The following is a 20915-nucleotide window of genomic DNA, read 5'->3' on the forward strand; positions in this document are numbered from 1 at the left end:
GACTCACCCGTCAAGGACCACTCACCCGAAGAGGCAAACGTGCCCGAGTACTACTCCAGCATCGGCGAGGCCGTCGGTGCGGCCATGCAGCACAACATCCGGCTCGCCCACCGCAGCGTGGCACCGGGCTCCGACAAGCCGCTGCAGGTCAGGCACCTGCCCAGCGCTTCCGCCGATCCGTACTCGGTTCGCGGGATGATTTCTCGCCTCCACGAGGACGCCTCGCCCGATGAGGTGGCGGGCATCATCGAGGAGGTCAACGGCGCACTGGTCGGGGCTCTGCCCGAGCTGACCGAACTCGTCGCCTCTGCCGCCGACTGGACTCGCGCCCGTCTCGACTTCGACGACCCGCAGCACAATCCGACGTTCGAGACGTGGACACGACTGGCAGCCGCGTACGGGATGCTCCAGGACGTCCGTGAGCAGTTGGAAGTCGCCGAGGACGGTCTAGCGGCCTGTCCCGCAGAGCGCACAGACCCCCGGCACCACCAGATGGTCAACGTCCTGCGCAGCCGGGAGTTGCTCGACGACGTCCTCGGTGCCGAGGCTGCTCCTGTGCCGTCCGCTGCCCGGAACGTCGATTCAGACCGGCAGCGGGCGGCCCGCGCCTCCTCGCCGCGCGCCGGAACATCGCCGTCGACTGGCAGTCCGCCGGCCACCGCAGCACCTCCGCCCGCGCCTCGTTCTGCCGGCCGACCCCGCTGAAACGTTCCGCCTCAGACGTCCAGGAGTACCCCCATAATCTGCACGAGCCGAGCGCGCCCCGCCCCTGCCCGCTCGCACACCCAAGGAACCGCCGTGCCTTCCCCGCGCACCAGCGCGCCCTCGACCACCACCGGGTCGGACGCGCTCCTCTACCTCCTGTTCGGCATCCTCGGCGCCGCCATGGCCTTCGGCTCCCTGGCCTGGCTGACCGGAAATCTCACCAATACCTTCGTCGGGAGCGGGACATGGGCCCCCTTCCGCGTCACGGACGCACTGCTGCACCCGGAGGTGCTGTGGCCGACCTTGAGCACCAGCATGCTGATGGTCGGCGCCCGCGTCGTCCCCGGCTTGTTCACCGTTGCCCTGGTCGTCACCGCTGCCGTGCTGTGGATGCGCTGGCGTGCCGGGTCCAAGTCCGGCCTCGCCCGCAAGGCGGACCTGGCGCCGCTGCTGGACAAGGAGATCGTCGCCAAGGCGAAGAGCCTGCGCCCGAGCCTGGGCGGCCGGGAGAGTAAAAGAGGTCCTGCCCGCTGACCGCGGCATCCTGCTCGGCACCCTCGATCCCGGTCGTGCGGAGGTCCGCGCGTCCTGGGAGGACGTGATCGTCGCGATCATGGCCCCGCGTTCCGGCAAGACGTCCGGGCTGGCGATCCCCGCGATCCTCTCGGCACCGGGCCCGGTCCTGCTCACCAGCAACAAAGCCGCGAACGATGCCTTCACCACCACGGTGGACGCCCGTGCCGAGGTCGGCACGATCTGGACCCTCGATCCGCAGCAGATCGCCCATCACCCGCGCGAGATGTGGTGGGACATCCTCGCTGACGCCCGCGATCTCGCCGGGGCTAAGAGGTTGGCGGGGCACTTCGTGACCGCGAGCGTGGACGAGTCGAGCGGCTCCGACTTCTGGTCCACCGCCGCGAGTAACACCCTCGGTGCCCTCTTCCTCGCCGCCGCGTCCCACCGGCGGCCGATCACCGACGTCCTGGCCTGGCTCGCGATGCCGGCCGACCGCACCCCGGTGGACCTGCTCACCGACGCCGGCCACCATGCGGTCGCCGCCCAGCTCCAGGGCACCGTCTCCGGCGCGACCGAAACGCGCGACGGCATCTATGAGACCGCGAGGCAGTACGCGAGCTGCCTGCTCGACCCGGACGTCGCCGCCTGGGTCACTCCCAACGACGACCTTCCCGAGTTCCAGCCGTTCGCCTTCGCCACGTCCCGCGACACCTTGTACCTGCTGAGCAAGGACGGCGGCGGCAGCGCGTCCGCGATCATCGCTGCAGCGGCCGACGCCGTGATGCGCGCGGCCGTGATCGTGGCCGAGCGCTCCGGCGGGCGACTCGACCCGCCCGCCCTGTGCGTCCTCGACGAGGCAGCGAACGTCTGCCGCATCTCGGACCTCCCTGATCTCTACAGCCACCTGGGCAGCCGAGGCGTCATCCCGATGACGATCCTGCAGTCCTACCGTCAGGGCCAGCGGTGCTGGGGCGAGGCCGGTATGGATGCCCTGTACTCCGCCGCCACCATCAAGATCATCGGATCTGGCATCGACGACGCGGACTTCGCCGACCGGCTCAGCCGTCAGGTCGGCGATCACGACGTCCAGACCACCTCGGTGTCGACCAGCGAGGGCGGGAAGTCCACCTCGGTGAGCATGCGCACGGAACGGATCCTTCCGCCGGACGCCATCCGCGCCCTGCCCAAGGGCAAGGTTCTGCTGCTGGCCACCGGCATCCGGGTCGCCATGCTCAACCTCAAGCCCTGGTACAAGGAGCCCTCCGCCAAGGTGGTCGGCCCGGCTTCCGCTCGCGCCACGAAGGCCATCACCGAGCGTGCCCTCGCGAAGAGCATCGGCCAGGACGATCTTGGACTGTCGGCATGAGCGCGCCCACACCACAGCAGGGGCGGTTGGCCCACGCTCCGGTCGTCCTGCGCGGTGGCCGGTGGTGGCTTGACGGCGAGGCAGGCTCGGTCCCCGCCTCCGATCCCGCCTTCACTGCCGTCTTGGACGACTTCGCGCTGTCGATGGCCGCTGCCGACCAGGCAGTCGCCAACCTCCGCATCCGGCAGGACAAGGCGTCCTGCGCTGATCCCGGAGGCCGGTGGTGAACCCGCTGATGAGTGCCGAGCAGGCAGTACTCGGTGCCGCACTCCTCGACCCCGAGCAGCTCACGCACCTGGAGTGGCTCGCTGCGGACCACTTCTATCGGCCCGTCCACCAGGCGCTGTTCGCCGCGCTCCGCAAGCTGCGCAACGACGGGCATCCTGCGCTCTCGGCCGCTGGTCCGTTGCCGCTGTCGTGGGTGACCGACGCGGTCGAGGAGGCCGGACAGCACGTGCGCGGGCTGACCGCGGCGTACGCCCACACCCTGATCCAGGCGTGTCCCCGAACCGAGCACGCCCCGGTGTACGGCCGCATGGTGCTGGAGGGGGCGATTCACCGCACCGTCGCCCAGCACGCGATCCGTCTCCACCAGGCGGCTCGGGCCGACGCCGTCCAGGGCGAGGTCGAGGGAGCGTTGCGCACGGCGGACGTCCTGACCGGCGTACTCACCGACCTTGCGCGACGCTGGGGAACCGACCCTCGACCGGTCCCACCCACCGCCGGGCCCTCTGCCGCCACGCACATCCCGCCTCCGGCGCAGAGCGGCCAGGCCGCCGAGGACGAGCGGTTCCTCCTGGCGGTCCTCGCCGAACAGCCGGGGGCCATGGGCGAGGTGGTGGCCTGGCTGCGGCCGGGAGACTTCGCCGACCCGACCCACGGGCAGCTCTACCGGTGCCTGGGCGCGCTGCACCACCGGGGCGAACCCATCGACCGGATCACCCTGCTCTGGGAGGCTCAGCGACGCGGTCTGCTGGCCGACGGCACTGTGTCGAGCGAGCAGCTGACCGCCGTCTGCGAAGGCATGGTCCCCGGCAGCGCTGACTGGTTCGGACAGCGGGTGATGCGCTCCTCCGTCACGCGCACCGCCGCCGCCTCCGCGCGAGCCATCCGGACCCTGGCCCAGGACGAGGTCCTGGGGCCCGGCCGGCTGATCAACCACGCTCTGCACGAACTCGGTCCGCTCGACGAGGTACGTGCCCGCTGGGCCACCGCGAACAGCAGTCCGGCTCCGAAGACCACGGCATCCGCTCCGTCGGCGGCCGAGCCGCCGCCCGACCGAGTGAAGGCCGCCCGCGCCCGCAGCACACCCCGCCCAGGCGCGTCACCCCCAGCCCCGGCCAGCAGTCTCCCCACGCTGTCAGCAGCCCGACCACCCTCGCGCGGCCACCCGTGAGGCCCCCTCCCCACCAGCCTCTTCTGCCCCTGGAACTCGCCTTGATCTACCCCATCTCCGCAGCCGCGCCGGACCTACGCGTCACGGCCCCGAGCCTCGCCACCCCGTTGATCGGGTCTCTCTGCTCGGGGTACGGCGGCCTCGACCTGGGCGTGCAGTCCGCGCTCGGCGGCACGCTCGCCTGGCACGCCGAGGTAGACCCGAACGCCTCACGCATCCTGGCCCGCCACTGGCCCGGCGTCCCGAACCTGGGCGATATCACCGCCGTCGACTGGCCACCGTCCCCCGGGTGTGCGTCCTGACGGCCGGCTTCCCCTGTCAAAGACGTCTCGGTCGCCGGCCGCCGGGCCGGACTCAACGCCCAGACCCGCTCCGGGCTCTGGCTGCACGTCGCCCGTGCGGTCGCAGCCCTCCGACCCTGCCTGGTTGTGATCGAGAATGTGCGCGGCCTCCTCACCTCCCCCGCCGGTTCCCCTGGCGACGTGGAACCCTGCCCGTGGTGTCTGGGAGACACCGCAGGTCAGCCTGCTCTGCGGGCACTCGGTGCCGTACTCGGATCCCTGGCCGACCTCGGGTACGACGCGAAGTGGCTCGTGCTTCGTGCCTCCGACGTCGGGGCCCCACACCGCCGCGAGCGGACCTTCCTCGCCGCCTGGCCCACCGGAGACCCTGCTGAAGACGCCGACCAGCAACATCGGGAAGAACGGCGGCTCGCAGCACCCGTCGAAGAGGAAGAGCGGGGGGCACGGTCCGAACCTGGCCGACGAGGTCGAGTGGCTGCTGCTGCCGACCCCGAAGGCGTCGGACGGGATCAAGGGCTCGCCGAACCAGCGGCACGGCAACGGGGACATGACCCTGCCCAGTGCGGCGGCGTCGCTGCTGCCCACGCCGAGGGCCAGCGACACGGGGACTCCGGGCCGCCGCCCGGGGAAGGGGTGGCGTCCTCCCTTGTCGGCGGTGGTCCTGCCGCTCTGGACGGAGGAGTCGACGGAGTCCGCGGAGCGGACCGGCGATGGGGGCCGTACGCAGCAGCGATCACCCGATGGGAGAGGCTCACCCGTCCCGTCCCCGAGCCCACCGATGCGGCCGGTCGGCTCCGTGCCGACTTCGTGGAATGGATGCAGGGCCTCGACGACGGCTGGGTCACCGCCACGCCGGGACTCGGACGACCGGCGCAGCTCACCGCGCTCGGCAACGGCGTCGTCCCTCAACAAGCGACTCGGGCAATGCAGTTGATGGCACCGCCCTTCCCTCGCTGTCCTCGCTGCGCGGGCGGATAGCCCCCTACTACCGGACCTTTCCGGCCGCGCCAAACTGCGGATTCTCCGGATCCTCTCGGGCATGTCGCCGTCTCACAGATGGAGCACGCCCCGATGTCCGACACCAGCCCGACCACCCCCGGCCCCGAGCCGTTCCGCATCCCCGACGGGGATCTCGACGACCTTGCCAGCACCCTCGCCAAGACCATGGCCGAGGTCAGGCAGCACGGCGTCATCCTCGACCGCCTCGGCTCCGAGCCCGACCCCGGCGCCATCCAGCCGCCGGACGGCGCTCCGGAAGCCGAGGCGGCTGACGGGAAGAAGCCCGACGGCCCCGCCTCGGTGTTCATCCTCGCCCTGGGCGGCAAGGAGTACGCCGTCGAACTCGCTGCCCTCAGCGACTGGGTGAACTACCTCTTCCTCCCGGTGTACGGCCGGGAGATCAGCACGAGCCGTCCCTGGTGCGCGCACTGGCACGAACACCCCGAGGCCGTCGCCCGGCTCCACGCACTCTGGCTCGCCTGGCAGCAGTTCACTGACACGGAGGCTGGTCTGTCCGGCCCCTCGACCTGGCACCGCGACCACTTGGACCAGACCCTGGCGCACCTGCGTGCGCCCGACGGACCGTTCGCGGCCTGCACGACCAGCGCAACTCGCCCCAATCACCGGGTGCTGGCCACCCCGGCGCCCGAGCAGGCGGGGGTGGCGGCGTGAACGACATTCTCGACTTCGGCCTCGACGATCTCTCGCCGGTCGACGACGACTCCGAGGAAGCGATGGAGGCCCTCTGGACTGGCGACCTGACGGTGCTGTCCCAGCACCACACCACGCCCAACGGTTCGCACAGCTTCGTCCTCGCCCACGACCGATCGGTCACCTGGGGGATACCCGGCGAGCCACAGCTCGTTGCGATCGCCGTCGCTCGGGATCTGCGGCAGTCCACGTTCACGTTCGAGACGAGTCACCACGCCACGGCGTCCTTCGCACAGAACTGGCTGGCAGAACGCGGCTGCCCGCTCGAACGGATCGCACTGCACGGTGGCGACTACACCAAGCCCGCCGACGACCTCACCCTCCAGGTGGAACAGCAGATCCAGAAGTCGGGCACCCGCTACGAGGTCCTCGACACCTACACCTCTGACGACAACCCCAGCGAGGCGTGGACACTCGTCAACGACTCCCAGGCCACCCAGGCACCGGTTCGCCTCTTCTACGAGGAGTGGAACCACGGTGCCGGCACGTACACGATGCGCGAAGGCGCCTTCCCCGACGTCGGCGTCGCCCAGACCTGGCTGGACGAGCGCAGCGAACCGCTGCCCGAGCCTCCGGAGTACAGCGACCACAACGGTGCTGTCGTCCGGGCCCGCATCGCCCGCATCGCCCTTTCCCGGTCCGCCGGCACCTCTCCGACACCGCAGACCGGGCTCGACGCGCCCCGCGCGTCAGCGGCGGTACCGGTCCAGCGCGCGGTCCAGGGGAGGCTGCTGTGAGCCGCGCCCGCTTCGCCTTCGCCGCGCACCCTGACGCCATCGCCGACCTGCGGGAACTCCCCTCTGAGATACGCGATTTGGCCTTGCTGGAGCTGCAGAACCTGGTGCACGGAAGCGACGACTGCTTGCCGTTGAAGGGCCACCTCGCCGGCTTCCACAAGGTGTACGTCGACCCGGAGGTCTCTTACCGGCTGGTCATCCAGTTCCGCCAAGCGCCACCGACCTCGACCCACAAGCGCGAGATCTACCTCGTGGCGGCTGGCAGCCGGAAGGACTACGCGGTCTACCGCGCGGCCCACCTACGGACCGAGCCCCAGCAAGGGATCGGCCCGGACTCCGCCACGGAGGCCCGCGTGCAGGCCGCCCGGTCTCGCTCGACGCTCACCACCGAACGGCCGGCAACGGGCCGCGCGGCTGCCCCGTCACCAGCGCCGCCCTCGGCCACTGCTTCTCGAAAGGTCGCCCAGCGATGACCAACGACCGTACTGCGCTCACCCGTTCAGAGCTGGCGGATCTCCTCACCGAGGCCGCTCAGAACGTCGGCGGCATCCCTGCCGCCGAGTACCCGACGGCCGCCGCCCGCTCCTACCTGCATCCCGTCTTGGGTCCGCTGGCCGCTGGGCCCCGCGTGATCACCGAGCTGAACGACCGGTTCGAGGGCTTCGTGGCCAGCGAGCCCCGCCCTGCTGGTTCGGCGGGCCTGTTCGCTCTGGCCTCCTACGCCTCTGCGCTGGGGTGGCTCACCGAGTCGTTCGCCGAGCTGACCTCCTCGGTCGACGAGATCTGTACCCGCGTGGGCATCCCCACGGAGCCACGCGCCCCGATCGTCGCCGCGCCCGGTGGTACTGAGCGGGACGACGAGTTCGACTTCGCCTTCAACGCGCTTGAGTTGGAGGCGGTCCGCAACGCAGCCGAGGCCGCCGGCCTCGCGCCGGACGACTACGTCGAGGTTCTCTCCCAGTCGCTGCTCGCCGCCGCCCGGATCACCGACGCCTGCTTGGAGATCTCCACTGGCCTGCTCGATGACGCCGATCTCCTCAGCGAAGTGAGCGACCGCCCTCGGCTCGACAACGATCCCGGGAGCCTGCCCGCTCTGGTCCGCTCCCTGCTCGCCCGGATGGAGACGACGGAGTGAACCCGTACGACGCAGACACACACCCTGGGCCTTATCTCGTCGTCGAAGTGCTCGGTGTCGGGGATGTCAGCGTGCACGCCCTCGCACATGGTCCGGAGGGGCCGCTGCACCAGGCCGCTGCACGCGTCATCGAAGCCGCAGCGGCGCTGGACGAACGACACGAGAGCGTACTCAACGCGGTCCAGCGCGCTCAGCGCCTACTCGAAGGCACTGGTCGCGGTGAAGTCGGCCAAGCCCAGGTCTCGTACGCGCTGCTGCGGACAGCTCTCCCGGATCTCGGAGACGGCCTGGCCCAGCAGGACCGGGCATACAGCCAGCTCGTCGAGTCCCTGTCCGCCTACCGCCAGCTTCTTTCCTCGCCCGAGCCTGCTCAACACGCGAGCAACAAGAGCCACGGGCCGGGCCAGAAGACGAGGCCCCACCGGGACGACGACTGGGCCGTCGCCGGGGAGCGCGGGCTGGTAGCCCTCGAAGCGGTTGCGGCCGGAGGTGTTCGCTTTCGCCGCAACGCGATCGGCGAGGACCCGTACATCTCGCGGGAGAAGGCCCAGTGGCAGGACCCGGCTGTCTTCCCACAGACCGTGCAGCGGCTGGTCGCCGACGGGCTACTGCATCAGGACATCACCGAGAACGTGTACCGGCCCGGCCAGCTCCTCTCGCTCACTGCGCAGGGGGAAGCCGCCCTGCGTGATGGTCGTGCGACGGCCTCCCGGGTGTCCGCCGCCCTCGGCCGCACCACCACGCGGACCACGTCAGGCGCGCTCTCCGGCCCGGCCGCCGTGCCCGTCGCCAGGACCTCCCTCGCAACCCCCCGCTCACGCTGACCTCATCCCGATAAGGACCCCACCATGGCTACGCCCGGCCTGCCTCCCACCTTCTCCATCGCTTCCATCGACGCCCAGCGCGTCGATGAGGCTCTCGCCCGGATCGGGCCCAAGTGGACCACCTGGGCCGCGATGACCCTGGCCCAGGTGAAGGGCCCCGTGCGCGTCCGCGACGTTGCTGCGCAGCTCCCCTTCGTCAGTGAGCAGTTCGTCGGCAAACGGCTGGCCACGATGCACGCTGACGGACTGGTGATCCGGGATGACGACCGGCAGGGTGCGCCGTACCGGCTCAGCGCGCTCGGCACGTCTCTGGCCCCCGTCCTCCGCACGGTCTCGGACTGGTCCCGCACCCACCTGTCACAAGTACCGATGGCCGAAGCCGAGCGTGTCGAGGACGCGCTGCGCCGCCTGCATCTTCGGCACTCAACTGCCGTGATTCACATCGCCGAGTCGGCCGGTCTGGACTACGGCCTCGCACGGCAGCGACTTGTCCGGCTCCAGGCCGATGGCCTGGTCACGCGGACGGGCTCCCGGCACGGAGACCCGTACGTGCTCACCGATGCCGGCCAGGCGTTGGGGGCCGTCTACGCGAGTGTCGAGCACTGGAGTCAGCCCTTCGCGCTGCGAGATGGAACAGCGGCACCGCGTCCGACAGCGGCAGCCACGCGCACCCACGTCGGCATTCCGCTGGGGGCGGGAGCCGACAGCGCCCGGACCGCAGCGGCTCTACGACGGAGCGCCGCCGCGTCGAACGTCATGTTCAGCCACGCGCCTCAACCGGAACCGCGGGTGCCGGCGGCCGTGACAGCTCAGTCGGCACCGGGCCGGGGCCGGTGACGGGGGTGAGTACTAGAGGCCACTCGCCGCCACTACGGCATCCGCGTGCGCTCCGGCGGCTCCCGCCGCTGCGTGCGCGGATCCGTTCTCCTCCTTCGCTTCCGGAGACTCGGCCATGTACGCCCCTGATGACCCGACCCGGTACCAAGAGGTACTGGTCCGCCCCATGTATCTGGCTGGTTCCAACGGGACCGGCGAGGCTGGCTTCGCGCCCGTCGCCCACTGGCCCCATCAGTACCTCGATGAGGGCCCCTGCCAGCTCCTCGTGACCTCTCCCGACCAACGGATTCGGATCGGCTGGTTCGGCGACGACTTCGAACTGTGGAAGATCAGCGCATCCGAGGACGCCTTCGCGGCGCCTCGCTGGACGGCGACGTTCAACCACGTCACCCCGGCCGAGATGGTCGCCGGCCTCACCGCCGCACTGCTCCAGGACTACGACGAAGCCATCGCCTCCGACACCCCCGGCCGCTTCTTGACAGGGCCAACCGTCCCCTGGAGGGACACCGTCCGGCCGCTGACCGATGCCGGCTGGGCCCTTGACGGAGGTACTGAACTCGGCACCGTCGAGATCATCGCTCCTGACGACCAAGTGGGCATCCTTATCGATCGGCGGGGCTACGGCTCCGACCGCACGACCGTCGAGCTGTGGGCTGGCCCGCCGGGCTGGGGCACTCGTGCCGAAGCGACGTTCACGGCCCGCACCCCGTCCCACTTGATCGCCGCAACCGCCGCTGTGATGGCGAAGTCGACCCCGGTGGTCCGTGAACGCCACCAAGTCGACCGGCGTATGCAGCACCTGGTCACGATGACCCCTGTCGCTTCGGCCACGCCGATCGCCGAGGCTCAGGTTTCGCGCGCTCCGACTCCGCTGGACGTACGCCGCACCGCGGTCACCCAGGCCGTACACCGTGCCGCGCGGGCACCACGCACAGCAGCCGACCTACGGGTGATGGCCGCGCAGAGCCGCTCCACGGGTGCGGCGCAGAAACGGACGGGTCACCCCGCCCCCGCGACCTCTGCCCGGCTGCCGACCAGCTCGCCGGCGCCCCGGCGCGGACGCTGACTCCCGCCCCAGGCCGCACTCCACCCTCGACCGTCCCTGCCCAACAGGAGTTCCACCATGCCCACCACCACGCTCGACCAGGCCACGTCCATGATCGAGAACGCTTGGGGTCAGCCGCTCAAAGTTCTTGAGGGCCTAGCGGATCGCTGCCCCAACGAGGACCCTCTCCTGAGCTGCGCCATCCAGACCCGAACGGCTCTGGCCATGACGGACAAGGCGGTAACCGTCCACCAAGACCGTCTGCACGCCCTGTCCCGGCATGGGTACGTACCGGACTTCTACGAACTCGACCGGATCACCGAAACGGCGGTCAAGCTCCGCGTCGCCCACGCGGAGAGCCGTGCGTACCTCCAGGCGATCCGGCGCGTGGTGGAGGCTCGGGAGGCCGCCGCACCCGAGGTTGAGGCACCGGCGGTTCGGCTGGCTCAGGCCGCTGTCGCCCGCTCCGGGAAGACGCGGCACGTCCCGGGGGCCGCGCCCGAACCGTCCTCTCCGGCGGCTGTCGTAGGGCCGTCAGCGCCCACAACGGGGCCCCGACGTTGAAGGCTTAGCTCCGATTCTCGTCGCGGTGTCCCTCTTCGGCCCGGGGGCCCACCGCGCGAGCCAGCTCCTCCACCGTCAGCTCCACGCGCCGGCCTTCGGCGACCCGGCGCTCCACCGTCTCCTCGTCCGGCCACCGGTCGGGCTGTGTGCCGACTCCCCACTGGCCGTCAGCGACCATCGCGATGTCGCCCACGGTCCAGGGCCCTCCGGCGGCGCGGATCTTGCGTTCCAGTCCGGCACCGTCCCAGTGTCTGCTCGCCTCGGCCATCCCCTGCTCCCCTTCACCGACGTGCGGTCCCTCACCGCAACCCAGGTACGACAACCGCGGTCGCAGATCCATTCCCGTCCCGCCGACCGCTCGCTGGTGGTCTCCAGTTCGCCCACGGCAGACGGCATCCCCCGGGGAAACGACTACGCACTTCGGCATGCCGCATGCCAACGTACGGGTATAGGGAAAACCGCAGGTCAACGAAGGGATCGTCCAACTGTGAACGCCTCTGCCACCCTCCTGCCCGGCGTCGTCCGCCCCGCCGTGGAAGACCGCCACTGGCTCTCCTCCGACCACTGCGCCGCTCCGGTGCTCGACCTCTTGGACGCTCTCGGCTGGACGATCGCCGAGACCCCGGAGGCCAACATTCACGTGACCAGCCCGGAAGGCGGCGTCTACGTCGGCTGGCTTCCCGAAGACCCCTCCGCCTGGGCGCGCGAGATCGTCTGGCGCGTCCAGGTGCTGCCCGCCGACGGCGAGGTATGGGTCCAGGAGTTCGGCGTCCACACCCCGTCCGAGACCGTCGCCGGATTCCTCGCCGCCCTCGTCACCCACTCCTCGCGCTGACCGCCGGACTACGGGGGCGGGCCGACTACGGCCCGCCCCCCGTGCACCGCGCTGGTTCCGGTCCCGCCCCCACTGCTCTCGGAGTTTCCCTTGCCTCGATATCTGACCGTCGGCCAACTGCTCCGCCAGCTCCAGGAACTCGACCCCAACCTGCCTGTCCGTCTCGCCATCAACCCCGACTTCCCCTTCGCCCACTTCGTCGGAGCCGAAGTCGTCGTCCGCGACGGCAAGGCGTACATCGCCGACGACGGTCAGGAGGACTACCTCCCGGTGGGGGCGCGCGATGCCCTCACCTGGGCTTGATCGCTTCCCTACCACCACGGAGGCTTCCATCTCGTCCCTCTCGCGCCCCGCGCCTCGTCTCGCGCTGCACGATGTCGCCGTGCGCCCAATGCCGCACGGCGTGCACAGCGCGCTTCTCCAGCGCATCTCCGCCCGCGCCGACGGCCCCCTCGGCATCACCTGGCTCGCTACCGAGCCCTCTCAACTTCCCCTCGGGCGGATCCGGCTGCGCTGGGATCCCGCCTCGCGCAGCGGCTGGGACGTCACGGCGTACCTGGGGCTGACCACGGCCGAGGTGCTCCTCGGTTCCTGGCCCGCCGCCCCGGACGACTGGCCGCGCCTGGTCCGTCCGACCCTGTACGAGGTGACCGGCCTGTGTGCCGCCCTCTCTTTCGCGACCGACGCCCTCGACCTCTCCAACCGGCTCTCCGGAGTCTGACCGAGGACCGCCGAAGGCCGCCCCACGCCGCTCAGGGTAGGGCGGCCTCGTCGTGCGTCCACCCGTTCGTTGCATCCGCTCGACCTGCCGAAGGGAGAACACCGTGGCCGACCACCAGAGGCTACGCGTCGCGTACATGATCACGGCCATCCCCGCGAGGCACACCTGGGCGCCGATCACGTCCCCGCGTCAGGCCGGTAGCCCTCGGCGACCATGCCACCCAGGCGATCGACCCGGCCACACAGATCCCGCCGTACACGGCGAGGATGCGCCCAAAGTTGTCGTCGGACTGGAAAGTGGCCACCACCCCATACGAGCCCAGCGCGGTTACGCCATCGCCGATCCAGATCCAGCCCTCGTGCTCGCGGAGAAACAGTCAAGCGCTGCGGATGGGACCTTGCAACGGGGTGATCTCAGCAGCTGGCTAGCCGGGCGTTTTCGCGCACCTTCGAGGCGGTGTTGGCGGACAACAGCGCAGCGGTAGCCCCAGCGTGACAACATCAACGCATGGGCATCTTCAACTCCATCGCGCGTGGCCTCGGTAGCCTCCGCCCGCTGTCCGATGCGGAACTCGCAGACGAGCGCGAGGCCCTGCGAGAGCGTTACGTATCCGCTGGCGATATCAACGAAGCGGATAGACTGTACGACGAGCTGCACCGCTACGACGCAGAGATGACTCGCCGTGCAAACGAGGCCTATGCCCGCGAGAACCCGAACCCACCAGAGCCAAGGCATCGCGAGCACGGGTGGTACCTGCCGAACGACGACTAAGGCGGGCGTCTACAGGTGACGAGTGGGTTCATTTGCATGCAGTTCCAGCAAACCCGCCCACCGCGCAAGGTTGTTGGGCGAAAATCCCTGCATGCTGGCACCGATCCCTCCTCCCCCACCGTCGCAGCGGAGCGTCATCATCAAGAGGCCCCGCAGCCTGGCCCGACGGCTCATGCAGGAGGTCGGTAGCGGGCCGCTACCCGTTCTCGCCCTGCGCATCCAGGACCGCGCCCGCGCCACCGCCAAGGACTTCCTTCGCGAGCACAGGTACCGTGAACATCGGCTCTACGTCCTGGAGATCGCAGGACACACACCCCGCATCAAGATCGGGTACAGCAGCGCTCCGTGGGAACGCCTCACCCGGCACATCGGGGATGCCAATCGCTGGCAACACACGCTGATCCAGGCCCATTTCTCCGACGCTCTGCCCGACAAGGCCACGGCCAAGAGCGCCGAGCAGCAGGCGCACGCGTTCATGAGCACGTTCTATGACTGCGTGCCGGGCTCTCCGGAGATGTTCGTTGGCAGTGACTTCCGCGCCGGGAAGACCTGCGTGGAGACTGCCGTGTCCTGTGCGCTATGTGGGCGGTCGGAGCAATAGTCAAGGTCTGTGGACCGCTGAAGTCAGGGCGCCACACTCGCAAAGGCGGCTAGGCCCGATTGCAAAGAGCCCCCATCACCGGTGACGCCCTCGGCGTTCCGTCTGGTGCTCGCCTACTCCAGGTAGATGCCGGCGAATACGCCGTCGAACCCGAGCGCGGTCAAGCCCGCCTCGACACTCGGGTAGGTCGTCCCGTGCGGGCCGCCGACCAGGGCATCGAAGTCGGCGCGACTGATCTCGGGCTCGAGCCACTGGTTGCCGCACCGGCACCGGACCCAGACGTTGCGCCCGTGGTTGATGAGCAGCCAGTCGCGTCGGGCACGGCAGGTGGAGCACATCACGGGGACGCCGCCGAGAGCGAGTTCGCGTGAGTGGCCGACGCAGCGAATTGCCCCGGGGCCGTCGGCCGAACGCATCCCGGCCTGGAGCTGCAGCAGGGGGTCGGTGCCAGTGGGGACGACGGGCAGGACGGGTGCCGGCTCCGTGGTGCGGGCGGTGGTTCTGAGCACGAGCGTCATCTCCCGGTTGTCGGTCGTGTCTTCATCCGTAACAGCCGGTGGAACCGGCTGTCCATACATTTCGCGGCGTCCGCTCGTACGGTGGTGGTCTACGTCCGGTTCGACGTGGTCAGCGACGTGGCGAGCGGCGGTTGGGGTCTTGAGCAGTCCCGAGCGGTACGGCAGCCGTCGCGTTTCGTTCAATGGTGCGGCTGCTCGGCGTGGTGGCCTGGCGGGTGGCGGCCTGCGGAAGACGGGCACCGTCACCCGGGTGTGCCGGGAGCTGGGCGATGCGTCGCAGGCGCCAGACCAGGACGTCGTTCACGTCGTCGGCGCTGTCGAGTTCGCGCATGTCGATGGCCTGGCGCAGGAGGGCTTCGGAGTCATGGCCTGCCCGCTCGGCCTGGGCGAGGGTGGCGACCAAGGCGTCGGTCCTCGCTTCCGTGCCTCCTGCCCGTACGACCTTCTCGGGCAGGACGGCGCGAAGGGTGGCCTCGTGCATGAGTCGCTGGGCGTCAGGAAGGGCGCGGCCTTGGTCGTGCAACATGCGCATCGGGGTGGCGGCGGCCTGGCGGTAGGCGGTGCGTAGGTGCGCGGCGGCTTGTCGGGAGGCCTGGGCCTGCTGGGCGTGTCCGCGGGCGGAGTGCCAGCGGGCGGCGGCGAGGGTGACGAGGACGAGGGTGGAGACGAGCATGGCGGTGGTGCCGCCGTCCTCGCCTCGGCCGAGCGCCCCGCCGGCCTGGACAATGCCTCGGGCGGCTGAGCGGAGGGCTCGGGTGTCGGTGCGTTCGGCGCGGACATGACTGCGGGTTGCCCGTTCGAAGGCGCGAGCTGCGGCGGCCAGCTCGGTGCGGGTGGTGGCCGGTGAGGTCTGGGCCACTGCGTCGAGGAGTTCTCCGACGCCGACGAGCTGGGGGGCGGCCTCGCCGTCCTCGTCGCGTTCCAGGAGCGTGGCTGAGCGCTCTGCGATGACGGTGGCGTTGCGTCGTTGACGGGCGGGCGGTGACCAGTTCGTCCGTTCAGCGCCGACCGCGGGCGCGCTCGGCTCGGCGGCGCCGTCGGTGAGGCGTAGGCGGATCTTCGGAAGGGAGAGGTCGGGGGCCAGTTTGGAGCCGGGGTACCAGACCGGGTCTCCGTCGCGGTTGCGGTCGCCGGGCAGGGCCACGTTGTAGCCGAGCGCGTCACCGGACGGTGCGTGTCGCAGCTTCACCCGTACCCCCGCTTCTCGGAGCCGCGTGAAGAACTCCTCTTCCGAATCCGCTCCCGCCACGGCTCGACGAACGGCCTCGCGGAGCGTCTCGCGCGAGGTCTCCGGGCGGCCGGTGCGCTCGGCCTTGAACTTCTCGGCGCTGCTGGGATTCTTCGCTGCGGTTCCGTCGCCCGCGTTCAGGCGCCGCAGGCCCATCTCCTTCTCGATGCGGCGGCATTCGGCCTGGGCCTTGTTGAAGTCATAGTTCAGGCGCGGGTTGCGCAGGTCGCCGCGTACGAGGGTGGCGACGATGTGGATGTGGTCTTCCGCGTGGCGGACGGCGATCCACCGGCAGCCGTCGGGGTCTCCAGCCGGGGCGATGCCGGTGGCGTGGGCGATGCGCTGGGCGACGGCGTTCCACTCCTCGTCGTCCAGCCGCCGGTCCCCGGGGGCGGTGCGGACCGAGCAGTGCCAGACGTGCTTGGCGGGTGCGCGGTCGCCGGCCTGCTTGACCCGCAGGTCCAGGGAGGCGGTGAGCCGGGCGAGGGTGACCTTCGGGTCGGGGTCGAGGCCGGGGTCGGGGGCGAAGCCGTCCCAGGAGCCGACGAGGTGTGCGTCGGTGTGCTCCTCGCGCCGTCCGGGGCCGTACAGGTAGACGAGGAGGCCGTGGGTGCGGGAGCCGCGTCCGATGTCGGGAACCATCACAGCCGCCGGGTCACCAGGTCGTTCGCCGCGTCATCGACGCGGGCGAGAAGTCCGGTCAGTGCGCCCAGCGCGTGTTCGAGTTCACCGGCGCGCGGCTGGCCACCGCTGTTGAGGACGAAGGCGATCTGGTTGATGTTGTTGCCGATGCGGGCCAGCGCGGTGCGCAGAGCGGCGAGTTCGTCGATGGCGGTGTCGAGCTGGTCGTTGCTGTGCACGGCGGCGCATCCGCGGGCGGCGCTCAGGCCGGAGACGGCGAGGAAGCGGGCGACGGTGACGCCGCGCTTGGTGGCGGCCTCGGCGATCTCGGTCTTCTCGGTGTCGGAGAGGCGGGTGGTCGTCTTGCGGGTGCGCTCGATGGGGTTGCGGGTGCGGCGGCGCGGTTTGCGGTCGGGGTAGGCGGCCGTGCTCGGGCGTGGCTGCTCGCGGTGGTCGTCGCGGTCGGCTTCTCCCCCGGTGACCGGCGCCGCCTGGTGCCGGTTGCCCGGCTGGTCCCCGTGCGCCCTCGCTCGGGGACCAGCCGGGCTTCCCCCGCCCTCCTGGGCGGGGGCAAGTGCGTACGTCGGGCCGTAGGACCGTCGTACGCGATAGCTTGCTCCGCCAGGAGCCGTGGTGGGGTCACGCTGCTGTCCAGCGGAGGTGGCCACCGGGTCGTTGGTGTTCACCGGCTCGTCTCCGGGTCCTGCTGCTGGATTTCGCGGACGAGTTCCTCGATCCAGTCCATGGCCAGGACGGGGTGGTGCAGGGTCCAGGGCCGGTCATGCTGCTCGCGTTGCACGATCCAGGTGGTGTCGGGGCCGGACTGGGCGCGGTGGAGGTGTCCGTGCTGGTGCAGGACGGTCAGCCAGGAGTCGACTTCGGCGGGCGTGGCCGGGTGAGTGCGCATCGGGTGCTCTCCGCTTCTGCTGTGGCGGGGTGTGTCGGTGACATGCGGAGTGGGTGACCGGCCGGGGTGACCGGTTCGGTCACCCACTCCGTGGAGGTTCGGTCAGGGCCGGGAGGAAGTGACCGGCTGGCGGTGCTGCTCGCGCAGCTGAGCCATCAGCGCGGTCAGGGTGTCGCTGGACAGCGGGATCTGCTGACCTCGGATCGCCTGGGCGACCACCTTGCGGGTCAGTTTGTCCTCGGCCCTGACCGCCGACCGGGCGATCGCCAGCAGCTCCTCGGTGTCCGGGTCAGGACGCCGGTCACCAGTCGACCGAGCGGCCCGGTCAGTGACCGGCGGTGAGGTGACCGGCGGGGCACTGACCGCCGCCGGGCTGTCCTGGTCATCACCGACCGGGGCCGTACTGCTGGGGCTGTCAGTGACCCTCCGGCCCTTGTCCGCCTGTCCCGGCAGGTCAGGGGCACCGTGGCTGCGGTTGTGGTGGTCGGTGACCGACTGGCCGCTGGTCGCCGGGGTCGAGTCTCCGGTCACTGACCGGGCGGCGGTGTCCTCGTCGGTCGGGGACAGCGGCAGCCGGTCGGTCAGAGCGGTGACCGACTGACCGGACTTGACCTGACCGGCCGCTGACCGCTGCTGACCGGCTCGGTCGGTCCGGGTGACCTCGATGGCGTCGCTGCGGTCGGTCTCATCGAGGTGACCGGGCTGACCGAGGTTCTGCCGGCCAGAGTCCTCGACCGGGCCCCGGGCAATGAGGATGTAGAGGTGGACCGCTCCGGCCAGTGCGAGCGGGGCGATGGTGGAGAGCACCGCGACCACCGCGTCACCGAGTTGGAGGCCGGTGCCGGCGACCGTGTCCTGGTTGATGCGCACCGCGTGGAGTGCGTTGGCCCAGATGCTGGCGGCGGTGGCCGTGCCGAAGAGCGTCCAGACGTAGAGCCGGGCGCGCAGTGGTGCGTTGCGCAGGACCAGGAGGGCTCGGATGCCGTAGGCGATGAACCCGTCGATCACCAGGGGGAACAGGTAGGTAAGGAAGCCTCGGATGTGGATGGCCACGGCCATCTGCTGCAGGGCGTCGTACGACAGCGCGCACCCCGCGCCCCCGAGCGCCACGACAGCCGCGCGGTCCCACCCGGATATGTGCGCCGTCTTCGACGCGCTTGCGATGTTCATGCCGCCGTCCCGAAGTCGTCGCGGATCAGGCGCTCGCCGCTGGTCTCGGGGGGTGTGGTGTTCGTGGTGGGCTGGTTCAGGGTTCGGTTGCGCTCGGCCCGGCGGATCTCGCGGTACCGCTTCTTGGCGTGCTCCTCGGTGACCTTCAGAAGCCAGGCCAGGCGCTGCTCGCTCACCCCATGGCGGTAGGCCGCGTACTCGACCGCGCGGCGCTCCGTATGGGTGAGGTGCACGTCGCGTCCGGCGATGGTGGCATTGACGCGGCTGTAGTCGAGGCGGCTGGCGAGCTTGTCGTGCAGCGGCCCGCGCTCCTCTTCCGTCAGGCCGCCACGGATCCCGTCGGTGTCACCCCCTTCGAGAGCGGCGTCCAGGCAGGTGCGCCGGACCGGGCACTGGCCGCACAGGGCCTTGGCCGTGGCGATCTTGGCGGTCTCGTCGGGTTCGGGGAAGAAGACTTCGGGGTCCACCGGGTTGTACTCGGTGCTCTGGCAGACGGCGTCGGCCTGCCAGGTCTGGTCGCCGAGCTGACGGTGCTGGGCGGGGCCGTTCATCGTGCTGGTCATGCGGGGTGCTCCGATCGCTCTCCGCGCGCAGAGGCGTCGGCGGAGAGGTGCGCTGGCGGTAGGTGCCCGGGGGGACGGCGGTGCGAGGGCGCGGTCTGGCGGGGTGGCCTGTGGAGGGTCAGGCGGCGGCGCTGTGGCGTCTGCGGTCGACGGCCTCGAACTCGACTCGGGTGGTCATCTGCGCGAGCCTGCTGGCGACTCGGTCCCCGAGGTAGGAACGCAGGTCCTTGATCGCCAGGTTGGTCGTGACCAGCGTGGGGAGTTCGTAGTTGTACCGCCGGTTGATCAGCCGGTACGTGATCTCCTCGACCCACTCGCTCGCCTTGGCCGCGCCGAGGTCGTCGATGATCAGCAGCGGGCACCGGCTGACGGCCGCCAGCTCCCGCTCGCTGTCGACCCCGGGCCGGGGGCGGAGATCGGCGTAGAGGTCGGCGGCGGTGGTCGCCCGCCAGCGCGCGCCGACCCCGCTCTGCACCAGCGCTCGGACCGCGCCGTACGCCTGGTGCGTCTTGCCCGCGCCGACGACCCCGGCCATCAGCAAGCTAGGGCCGGTGGTGACCTGTCGTCGGGCTCCTCGGCTGGGGGCGACGGCCGCGTCGGTGACCTTCCGGACCCACTCCAGGACCGTGGGGTGGTCGGCGACAGCCGCTTGATAGCGCGGGGGCATCCCGGCGAGCAGAGCGTCCAGCGGTGAGAAGGGCTCGGCGTCGTCCGGCAGCGCGGCGTCTGCCGGGTCGATGTTGCGGGCGGCCAGGATCCGGACCATGCGCTCCAGCGTGGCTTCGTTGCCGAGGAGCTGGGGTTCGCGGTGACGGGTGTGCATCACAGCTCCTCGGCGTAGGCAGCAGAAGCGTTGGCCGGGTTGGTCCACGCCTGGTGGGCGGGCACGTTAGGCCGGATTCCCGGCCGCGCCAAACCGCCGGGGCGAGCGTTCATCGCCTCGTTGACCATGCTGGTCAGCACGCTCGGGTGCTTGGGGTTGGCCGTGAAGTTCGCCAGCCCGGCTCGGATGTGCGCCGGTGCGATGCCCTCGTCCAAGAGCTTCTTGATGATCCGGCCGAGGTGCCCGATCACGTCGCTCGGGGGACGCTGGTCGCACCCGGCGACGTACTCCCCGACGAGGTCCTTGGCGGAGATGCCGGCTGCGGGCGCTGTGCGCCCCGTAGGGACAAGAGATCCAGGATCCAAGATCCTAGATCCAGGCGCCGAGCCTTCGGGCAGGCTTCGGGGAGGGTTCGAGGAATCCTCAGGGAATGCCTCCTGACCTGGTGTTTCCGATCCGGAGCGGCCAGGGACGTCGACCAGGTGGTCGGTGGCTGCCTGCCGGTCGGCCGGGGACACGATGGCGTGCCCGGGAGACGTCGAGGTTGCCTGGGCGGGCAGATCGAGGGGTCGGGGAGCGTTCGGCGAGGTCTCGGCGAGTCCTCCGGGAGTGGTGGGCGAGCCCTCGGTCTGCTTGGTGCAGTTGCCCTTGCAGGGGCCGCACCGGCCGGCAGCCTGGTGCTGCGGGCACGATGGCAGGCGAGACTGGCTCGGTTTGTCGATCTTCTGGTGCTCGGACCAGGTCACGATGTGGAGGTAGCGGCGGCCGTCGCAGCCGGTGTACCGGCAGATCAGGCCGGCGCTCGCGAGCTGGTGGAGATCGTCCTCGACGTGGACCGAGGTGTGCTCGGCGCGCAGGGGCCACAGGAGCCCAGCGATGATCGCGGCGTTGTCGCGGTGCCGTCCGTGGTCGTCGGCCTGCGTGAGGAGGCCGAAGAAGGTCCGCTCGGCCTCGACGCTCACTTCGGCGAGCGACTCGGAGAAGAACGCCTCCGGCTTGATGGTGCGTATCCGGGCCATG

26 protein-coding genes and 3 pseudogenes are annotated in these 20915 nt (G+C 70.5%); 19 read left to right on the forward strand and 10 right to left on the reverse strand.

Annotation, left to right across the window (positions count from 1 at the left end):
- Positions 1-39: 39 nt before the first annotated feature.
- The 14 genes and pseudogenes from Q0994_RS14215 to Q0994_RS14285 all read left to right on the forward strand — a co-directional run bounded on the left by Q0994_RS14215 (position 40) and on the right by Q0994_RS14285 (position 11137).
- Positions 40-705 (forward strand): hypothetical protein, encoded by a 666-nt coding sequence (locus Q0994_RS14215; protein ID WP_299533993.1) that lies wholly within the window; start codon positions 40-42, stop codon positions 703-705.
- A 93-nt stretch (positions 706-798) separates the two neighbouring features.
- Positions 799-2587, forward strand: a pseudogene (locus tag Q0994_RS14225) (TraM recognition domain-containing protein).
- Entirely contained in the window at positions 2584-2814 is a 231-nt protein-coding gene (locus Q0994_RS14230; protein WP_030624221.1) for a hypothetical protein, read from the forward strand. The pseudogene Q0994_RS14225 and the gene Q0994_RS14230 overlap by 4 nt, the downstream one beginning before the upstream one ends.
- A complete protein-coding gene (locus Q0994_RS14235; RefSeq protein WP_299534008.1) occupies positions 2811-3983 on the forward strand; it encodes a DnaB-like helicase N-terminal domain-containing protein in 1173 nt (390 codons plus the stop codon). Before Q0994_RS14230 ends, Q0994_RS14235 begins: the two co-directional genes overlap by 4 nt.
- Positions 3984-4024: 41 nt before the next feature.
- Positions 4025-4285 (forward strand): DNA cytosine methyltransferase, encoded by a 261-nt coding sequence (locus tag Q0994_RS14240; RefSeq protein WP_299534010.1) that lies wholly within the window; start codon positions 4025-4027, stop codon positions 4283-4285.
- 72 nt (positions 4286-4357) lie between these two features.
- Positions 4358-5263 (forward strand): annotated as a pseudogene (locus Q0994_RS14245) (DNA cytosine methyltransferase); the annotation flags it as partial.
- A 93-nt stretch (positions 5264-5356) separates the two neighbouring features.
- Positions 5357-5956, forward strand: a complete 600-nt coding sequence (locus Q0994_RS14250; protein ID WP_299534012.1) for a DUF4913 domain-containing protein — start codon at positions 5357-5359, stop codon at positions 5954-5956.
- A complete protein-coding gene (locus tag Q0994_RS14255) occupies positions 5953-6732 on the forward strand; it encodes a glycosyl hydrolase (RefSeq protein ID WP_299534014.1) in 780 nt (259 codons plus the stop codon). The genes Q0994_RS14250 and Q0994_RS14255 overlap by 4 nt, the downstream gene beginning before the upstream one ends.
- Positions 6729-7205, forward strand: coding sequence for a hypothetical protein (locus Q0994_RS14260; RefSeq protein ID WP_299534017.1), 477 nt, complete (start codon positions 6729-6731; stop codon positions 7203-7205). Before Q0994_RS14255 ends, Q0994_RS14260 begins: the two co-directional genes overlap by 4 nt.
- Positions 7202-7867 carry a hypothetical protein gene (locus tag Q0994_RS14265; protein WP_030804568.1) on the forward strand — a complete coding sequence of 222 codons (666 nt, stop codon included), beginning with the start codon at positions 7202-7204 and terminating at the stop codon, positions 7865-7867. Before Q0994_RS14260 ends, Q0994_RS14265 begins: the two co-directional genes overlap by 4 nt.
- A gap of 71 nt (positions 7868-7938) precedes the next feature.
- Positions 7939-8691, forward strand: coding sequence for a large ATP-binding protein (locus Q0994_RS14270; protein ID WP_299534022.1), 753 nt, complete (start codon positions 7939-7941; stop codon positions 8689-8691).
- 24 nt (positions 8692-8715) lie between these two features.
- A complete protein-coding gene (locus Q0994_RS14275; protein ID WP_299534025.1) occupies positions 8716-9528 on the forward strand; it encodes a helix-turn-helix domain-containing protein in 813 nt (270 codons plus the stop codon).
- 115 nt (positions 9529-9643) lie between these two features.
- Positions 9644-10594 carry a DUF317 domain-containing protein gene (locus Q0994_RS14280; protein ID WP_299534027.1) on the forward strand — a complete coding sequence of 317 codons (951 nt, stop codon included), beginning with the start codon at positions 9644-9646 and terminating at the stop codon, positions 10592-10594.
- A gap of 57 nt (positions 10595-10651) precedes the next feature.
- Positions 10652-11137 (forward strand): hypothetical protein, encoded by a 486-nt coding sequence (locus tag Q0994_RS14285; protein ID WP_299534030.1) that lies wholly within the window; start codon positions 10652-10654, stop codon positions 11135-11137.
- Positions 11138-11141: 4 nt separating this feature from the next.
- Here Q0994_RS14285 and Q0994_RS14290 read toward each other — a convergent pair whose 3' ends face one another.
- Positions 11142-11405, reverse strand: coding sequence for a hypothetical protein (locus Q0994_RS14290; protein WP_299534032.1), 264 nt, complete (start codon positions 11403-11405; stop codon positions 11142-11144).
- A 219-nt stretch (positions 11406-11624) separates the two neighbouring features.
- Between Q0994_RS14290 and Q0994_RS14295 the strand changes: the two genes are divergently transcribed.
- The 3 genes from Q0994_RS14295 to Q0994_RS14305 all read left to right on the forward strand — a co-directional run bounded on the left by Q0994_RS14295 (position 11625) and on the right by Q0994_RS14305 (position 12693).
- On the forward strand, positions 11625-11972 hold the full coding sequence (locus tag Q0994_RS14295; protein WP_299534035.1) for a DUF317 domain-containing protein: 348 nt from the start codon (positions 11625-11627) through the stop codon (positions 11970-11972).
- 90 nt (positions 11973-12062) lie between these two features.
- Positions 12063-12275, forward strand: a complete 213-nt coding sequence (locus Q0994_RS14300; RefSeq protein WP_299534037.1) for a hypothetical protein — start codon at positions 12063-12065, stop codon at positions 12273-12275.
- A gap of 88 nt (positions 12276-12363) precedes the next feature.
- Positions 12364-12693 carry an esterase gene (locus Q0994_RS14305; RefSeq protein ID WP_299534183.1) on the forward strand — a complete coding sequence of 110 codons (330 nt, stop codon included), beginning with the start codon at positions 12364-12366 and terminating at the stop codon, positions 12691-12693.
- Positions 12694-12816: 123 nt separating this feature from the next.
- Here the strand turns inward: Q0994_RS14305 and Q0994_RS14310 are convergent.
- Positions 12817-13063 (reverse strand): annotated as a pseudogene (locus Q0994_RS14310) (YnfA family protein); the annotation flags it as partial.
- A gap of 137 nt (positions 13064-13200) precedes the next feature.
- On the opposite strand from Q0994_RS14310, the gene Q0994_RS14315 reads away from it, so the two are divergent.
- Both Q0994_RS14315 and Q0994_RS14320 read left to right on the forward strand, forming a co-directional pair.
- On the forward strand, positions 13201-13464 hold the full coding sequence (locus Q0994_RS14315; protein WP_190874921.1) for a hypothetical protein: 264 nt from the start codon (positions 13201-13203) through the stop codon (positions 13462-13464).
- 91 nt (positions 13465-13555) lie between these two features.
- The gene (locus tag Q0994_RS14320) at positions 13556-14065 is read left to right on the forward strand and encodes a hypothetical protein (protein WP_299534039.1); all 510 of its coding nucleotides are present in this window, start codon (positions 13556-13558) and stop codon (positions 14063-14065) included.
- 113 nt (positions 14066-14178) lie between these two features.
- Here the strand turns inward: Q0994_RS14320 and Q0994_RS14325 are convergent, their stop codons facing one another.
- From Q0994_RS14325 to Q0994_RS14360, 8 genes are all read right to left on the reverse strand, one after another.
- Positions 14179-14583: a hypothetical protein gene (locus Q0994_RS14325; protein WP_299534040.1), complete on the reverse strand. Its 405-nt coding sequence runs from the start codon at positions 14581-14583 to the stop codon at positions 14179-14181.
- A gap of 109 nt (positions 14584-14692) precedes the next feature.
- A complete protein-coding gene (locus Q0994_RS14330) occupies positions 14693-16453 on the reverse strand; it encodes a relaxase/mobilization nuclease domain-containing protein (RefSeq protein WP_299534041.1) in 1761 nt (586 codons plus the stop codon).
- Entirely contained in the window at positions 16453-17118 is a 666-nt protein-coding gene (locus Q0994_RS14335; RefSeq protein WP_299534042.1) for a MobC family plasmid mobilization relaxosome protein, read from the reverse strand. Before Q0994_RS14335 ends, Q0994_RS14330 begins: the two co-directional genes overlap by 1 nt.
- Positions 17115-17339, reverse strand: a complete 225-nt coding sequence (locus Q0994_RS14340; RefSeq protein ID WP_003972986.1) for a hypothetical protein — start codon at positions 17337-17339, stop codon at positions 17115-17117. Before Q0994_RS14340 ends, Q0994_RS14335 begins: the two co-directional genes overlap by 4 nt.
- Before the next feature lie 102 nt (positions 17340-17441).
- On the reverse strand, positions 17442-18509 hold the full coding sequence (locus tag Q0994_RS14345; RefSeq protein ID WP_299534048.1) for a DUF2637 domain-containing protein: 1068 nt from the start codon (positions 18507-18509) through the stop codon (positions 17442-17444).
- Entirely contained in the window at positions 18506-19072 is a 567-nt protein-coding gene (locus Q0994_RS14350) for a WhiB family transcriptional regulator (protein ID WP_109180474.1), read from the reverse strand. Before Q0994_RS14350 ends, Q0994_RS14345 begins: the two co-directional genes overlap by 4 nt.
- 118 nt (positions 19073-19190) lie before the next feature.
- Complete coding sequence (locus Q0994_RS14355) at positions 19191-19895, reverse strand: ATP-binding protein (protein WP_299534049.1); 705 nt, start codon at positions 19893-19895, stop codon at positions 19191-19193.
- Positions 19895-20914: a hypothetical protein gene (locus tag Q0994_RS14360; protein ID WP_299534050.1), complete on the reverse strand. Its 1020-nt coding sequence runs from the start codon at positions 20912-20914 to the stop codon at positions 19895-19897. Before Q0994_RS14360 ends, Q0994_RS14355 begins: the two co-directional genes overlap by 1 nt.
- Position 20915: the final 1 nt, after the last annotated feature.

The organism is uncultured Streptomyces sp., assembly GCF_947488945.1.
Lineage (GTDB): Bacteria > Actinomycetota > Actinomycetes > Streptomycetales > Streptomycetaceae > Streptomyces.

Excerpts from the sequence above, each read along its gene's own strand:
- Q0994_RS14230 (WP_030624221.1), top strand. The coding sequence starts at position 2,584 with ATGAGCGCGCCCACACCACAGCAGGGGCGGTTGGCCCACGCTCCGGTC.
- Q0994_RS14250 (WP_299534012.1), top strand. The coding sequence starts at position 5,357 with ATGTCCGACACCAGCCCGACCACCCCCGGCCCCGAGCCGTTCCGCATC.
- Q0994_RS14265 (WP_030804568.1), top strand. The coding sequence starts at position 7,202 with ATGACCAACGACCGTACTGCGCTCACCCGTTCAGAGCTGGCGGATCTC.
- Q0994_RS14275 (WP_299534025.1), top strand. The coding sequence starts at position 8,716 with ATGGCTACGCCCGGCCTGCCTCCCACCTTCTCCATCGCTTCCATCGAC.
- Q0994_RS14280 (WP_299534027.1), top strand. The coding sequence starts at position 9,644 with ATGTACGCCCCTGATGACCCGACCCGGTACCAAGAGGTACTGGTCCGC.
- Q0994_RS14285 (WP_299534030.1), top strand. The coding sequence starts at position 10,652 with ATGCCCACCACCACGCTCGACCAGGCCACGTCCATGATCGAGAACGCT.
- Q0994_RS14290 (WP_299534032.1), bottom strand. The coding sequence starts at position 11,405 with ATGGCCGAGGCGAGCAGACACTGGGACGGTGCCGGACTGGAACGCAAG.
- Q0994_RS14305 (WP_299534183.1), top strand. The coding sequence starts at position 12,364 with ATGCCGCACGGCGTGCACAGCGCGCTTCTCCAGCGCATCTCCGCCCGC.
- Q0994_RS14315 (WP_190874921.1), top strand. The coding sequence starts at position 13,201 with ATGGGCATCTTCAACTCCATCGCGCGTGGCCTCGGTAGCCTCCGCCCG.
- Q0994_RS14320 (WP_299534039.1), top strand. The coding sequence starts at position 13,556 with ATGCTGGCACCGATCCCTCCTCCCCCACCGTCGCAGCGGAGCGTCATC.
- Q0994_RS14325 (WP_299534040.1), bottom strand. The coding sequence starts at position 14,583 with ATGACGCTCGTGCTCAGAACCACCGCCCGCACCACGGAGCCGGCACCC.
- Q0994_RS14330 (WP_299534041.1), bottom strand. The coding sequence starts at position 16,453 with ATGGTTCCCGACATCGGACGCGGCTCCCGCACCCACGGCCTCCTCGTC.
- Q0994_RS14340 (WP_003972986.1), bottom strand. The coding sequence starts at position 17,339 with ATGCGCACTCACCCGGCCACGCCCGCCGAAGTCGACTCCTGGCTGACC.
- Q0994_RS14345 (WP_299534048.1), bottom strand. The coding sequence starts at position 18,509 with ATGAACATCGCAAGCGCGTCGAAGACGGCGCACATATCCGGGTGGGAC.
- Q0994_RS14350 (WP_109180474.1), bottom strand. The coding sequence starts at position 19,072 with ATGACCAGCACGATGAACGGCCCCGCCCAGCACCGTCAGCTCGGCGAC.
- Q0994_RS14355 (WP_299534049.1), bottom strand. The coding sequence starts at position 19,895 with ATGCACACCCGTCACCGCGAACCCCAGCTCCTCGGCAACGAAGCCACG.
- Q0994_RS14360 (WP_299534050.1), bottom strand. The coding sequence starts at position 20,914 with ATGGCCCGGATACGCACCATCAAGCCGGAGGCGTTCTTCTCCGAGTCG.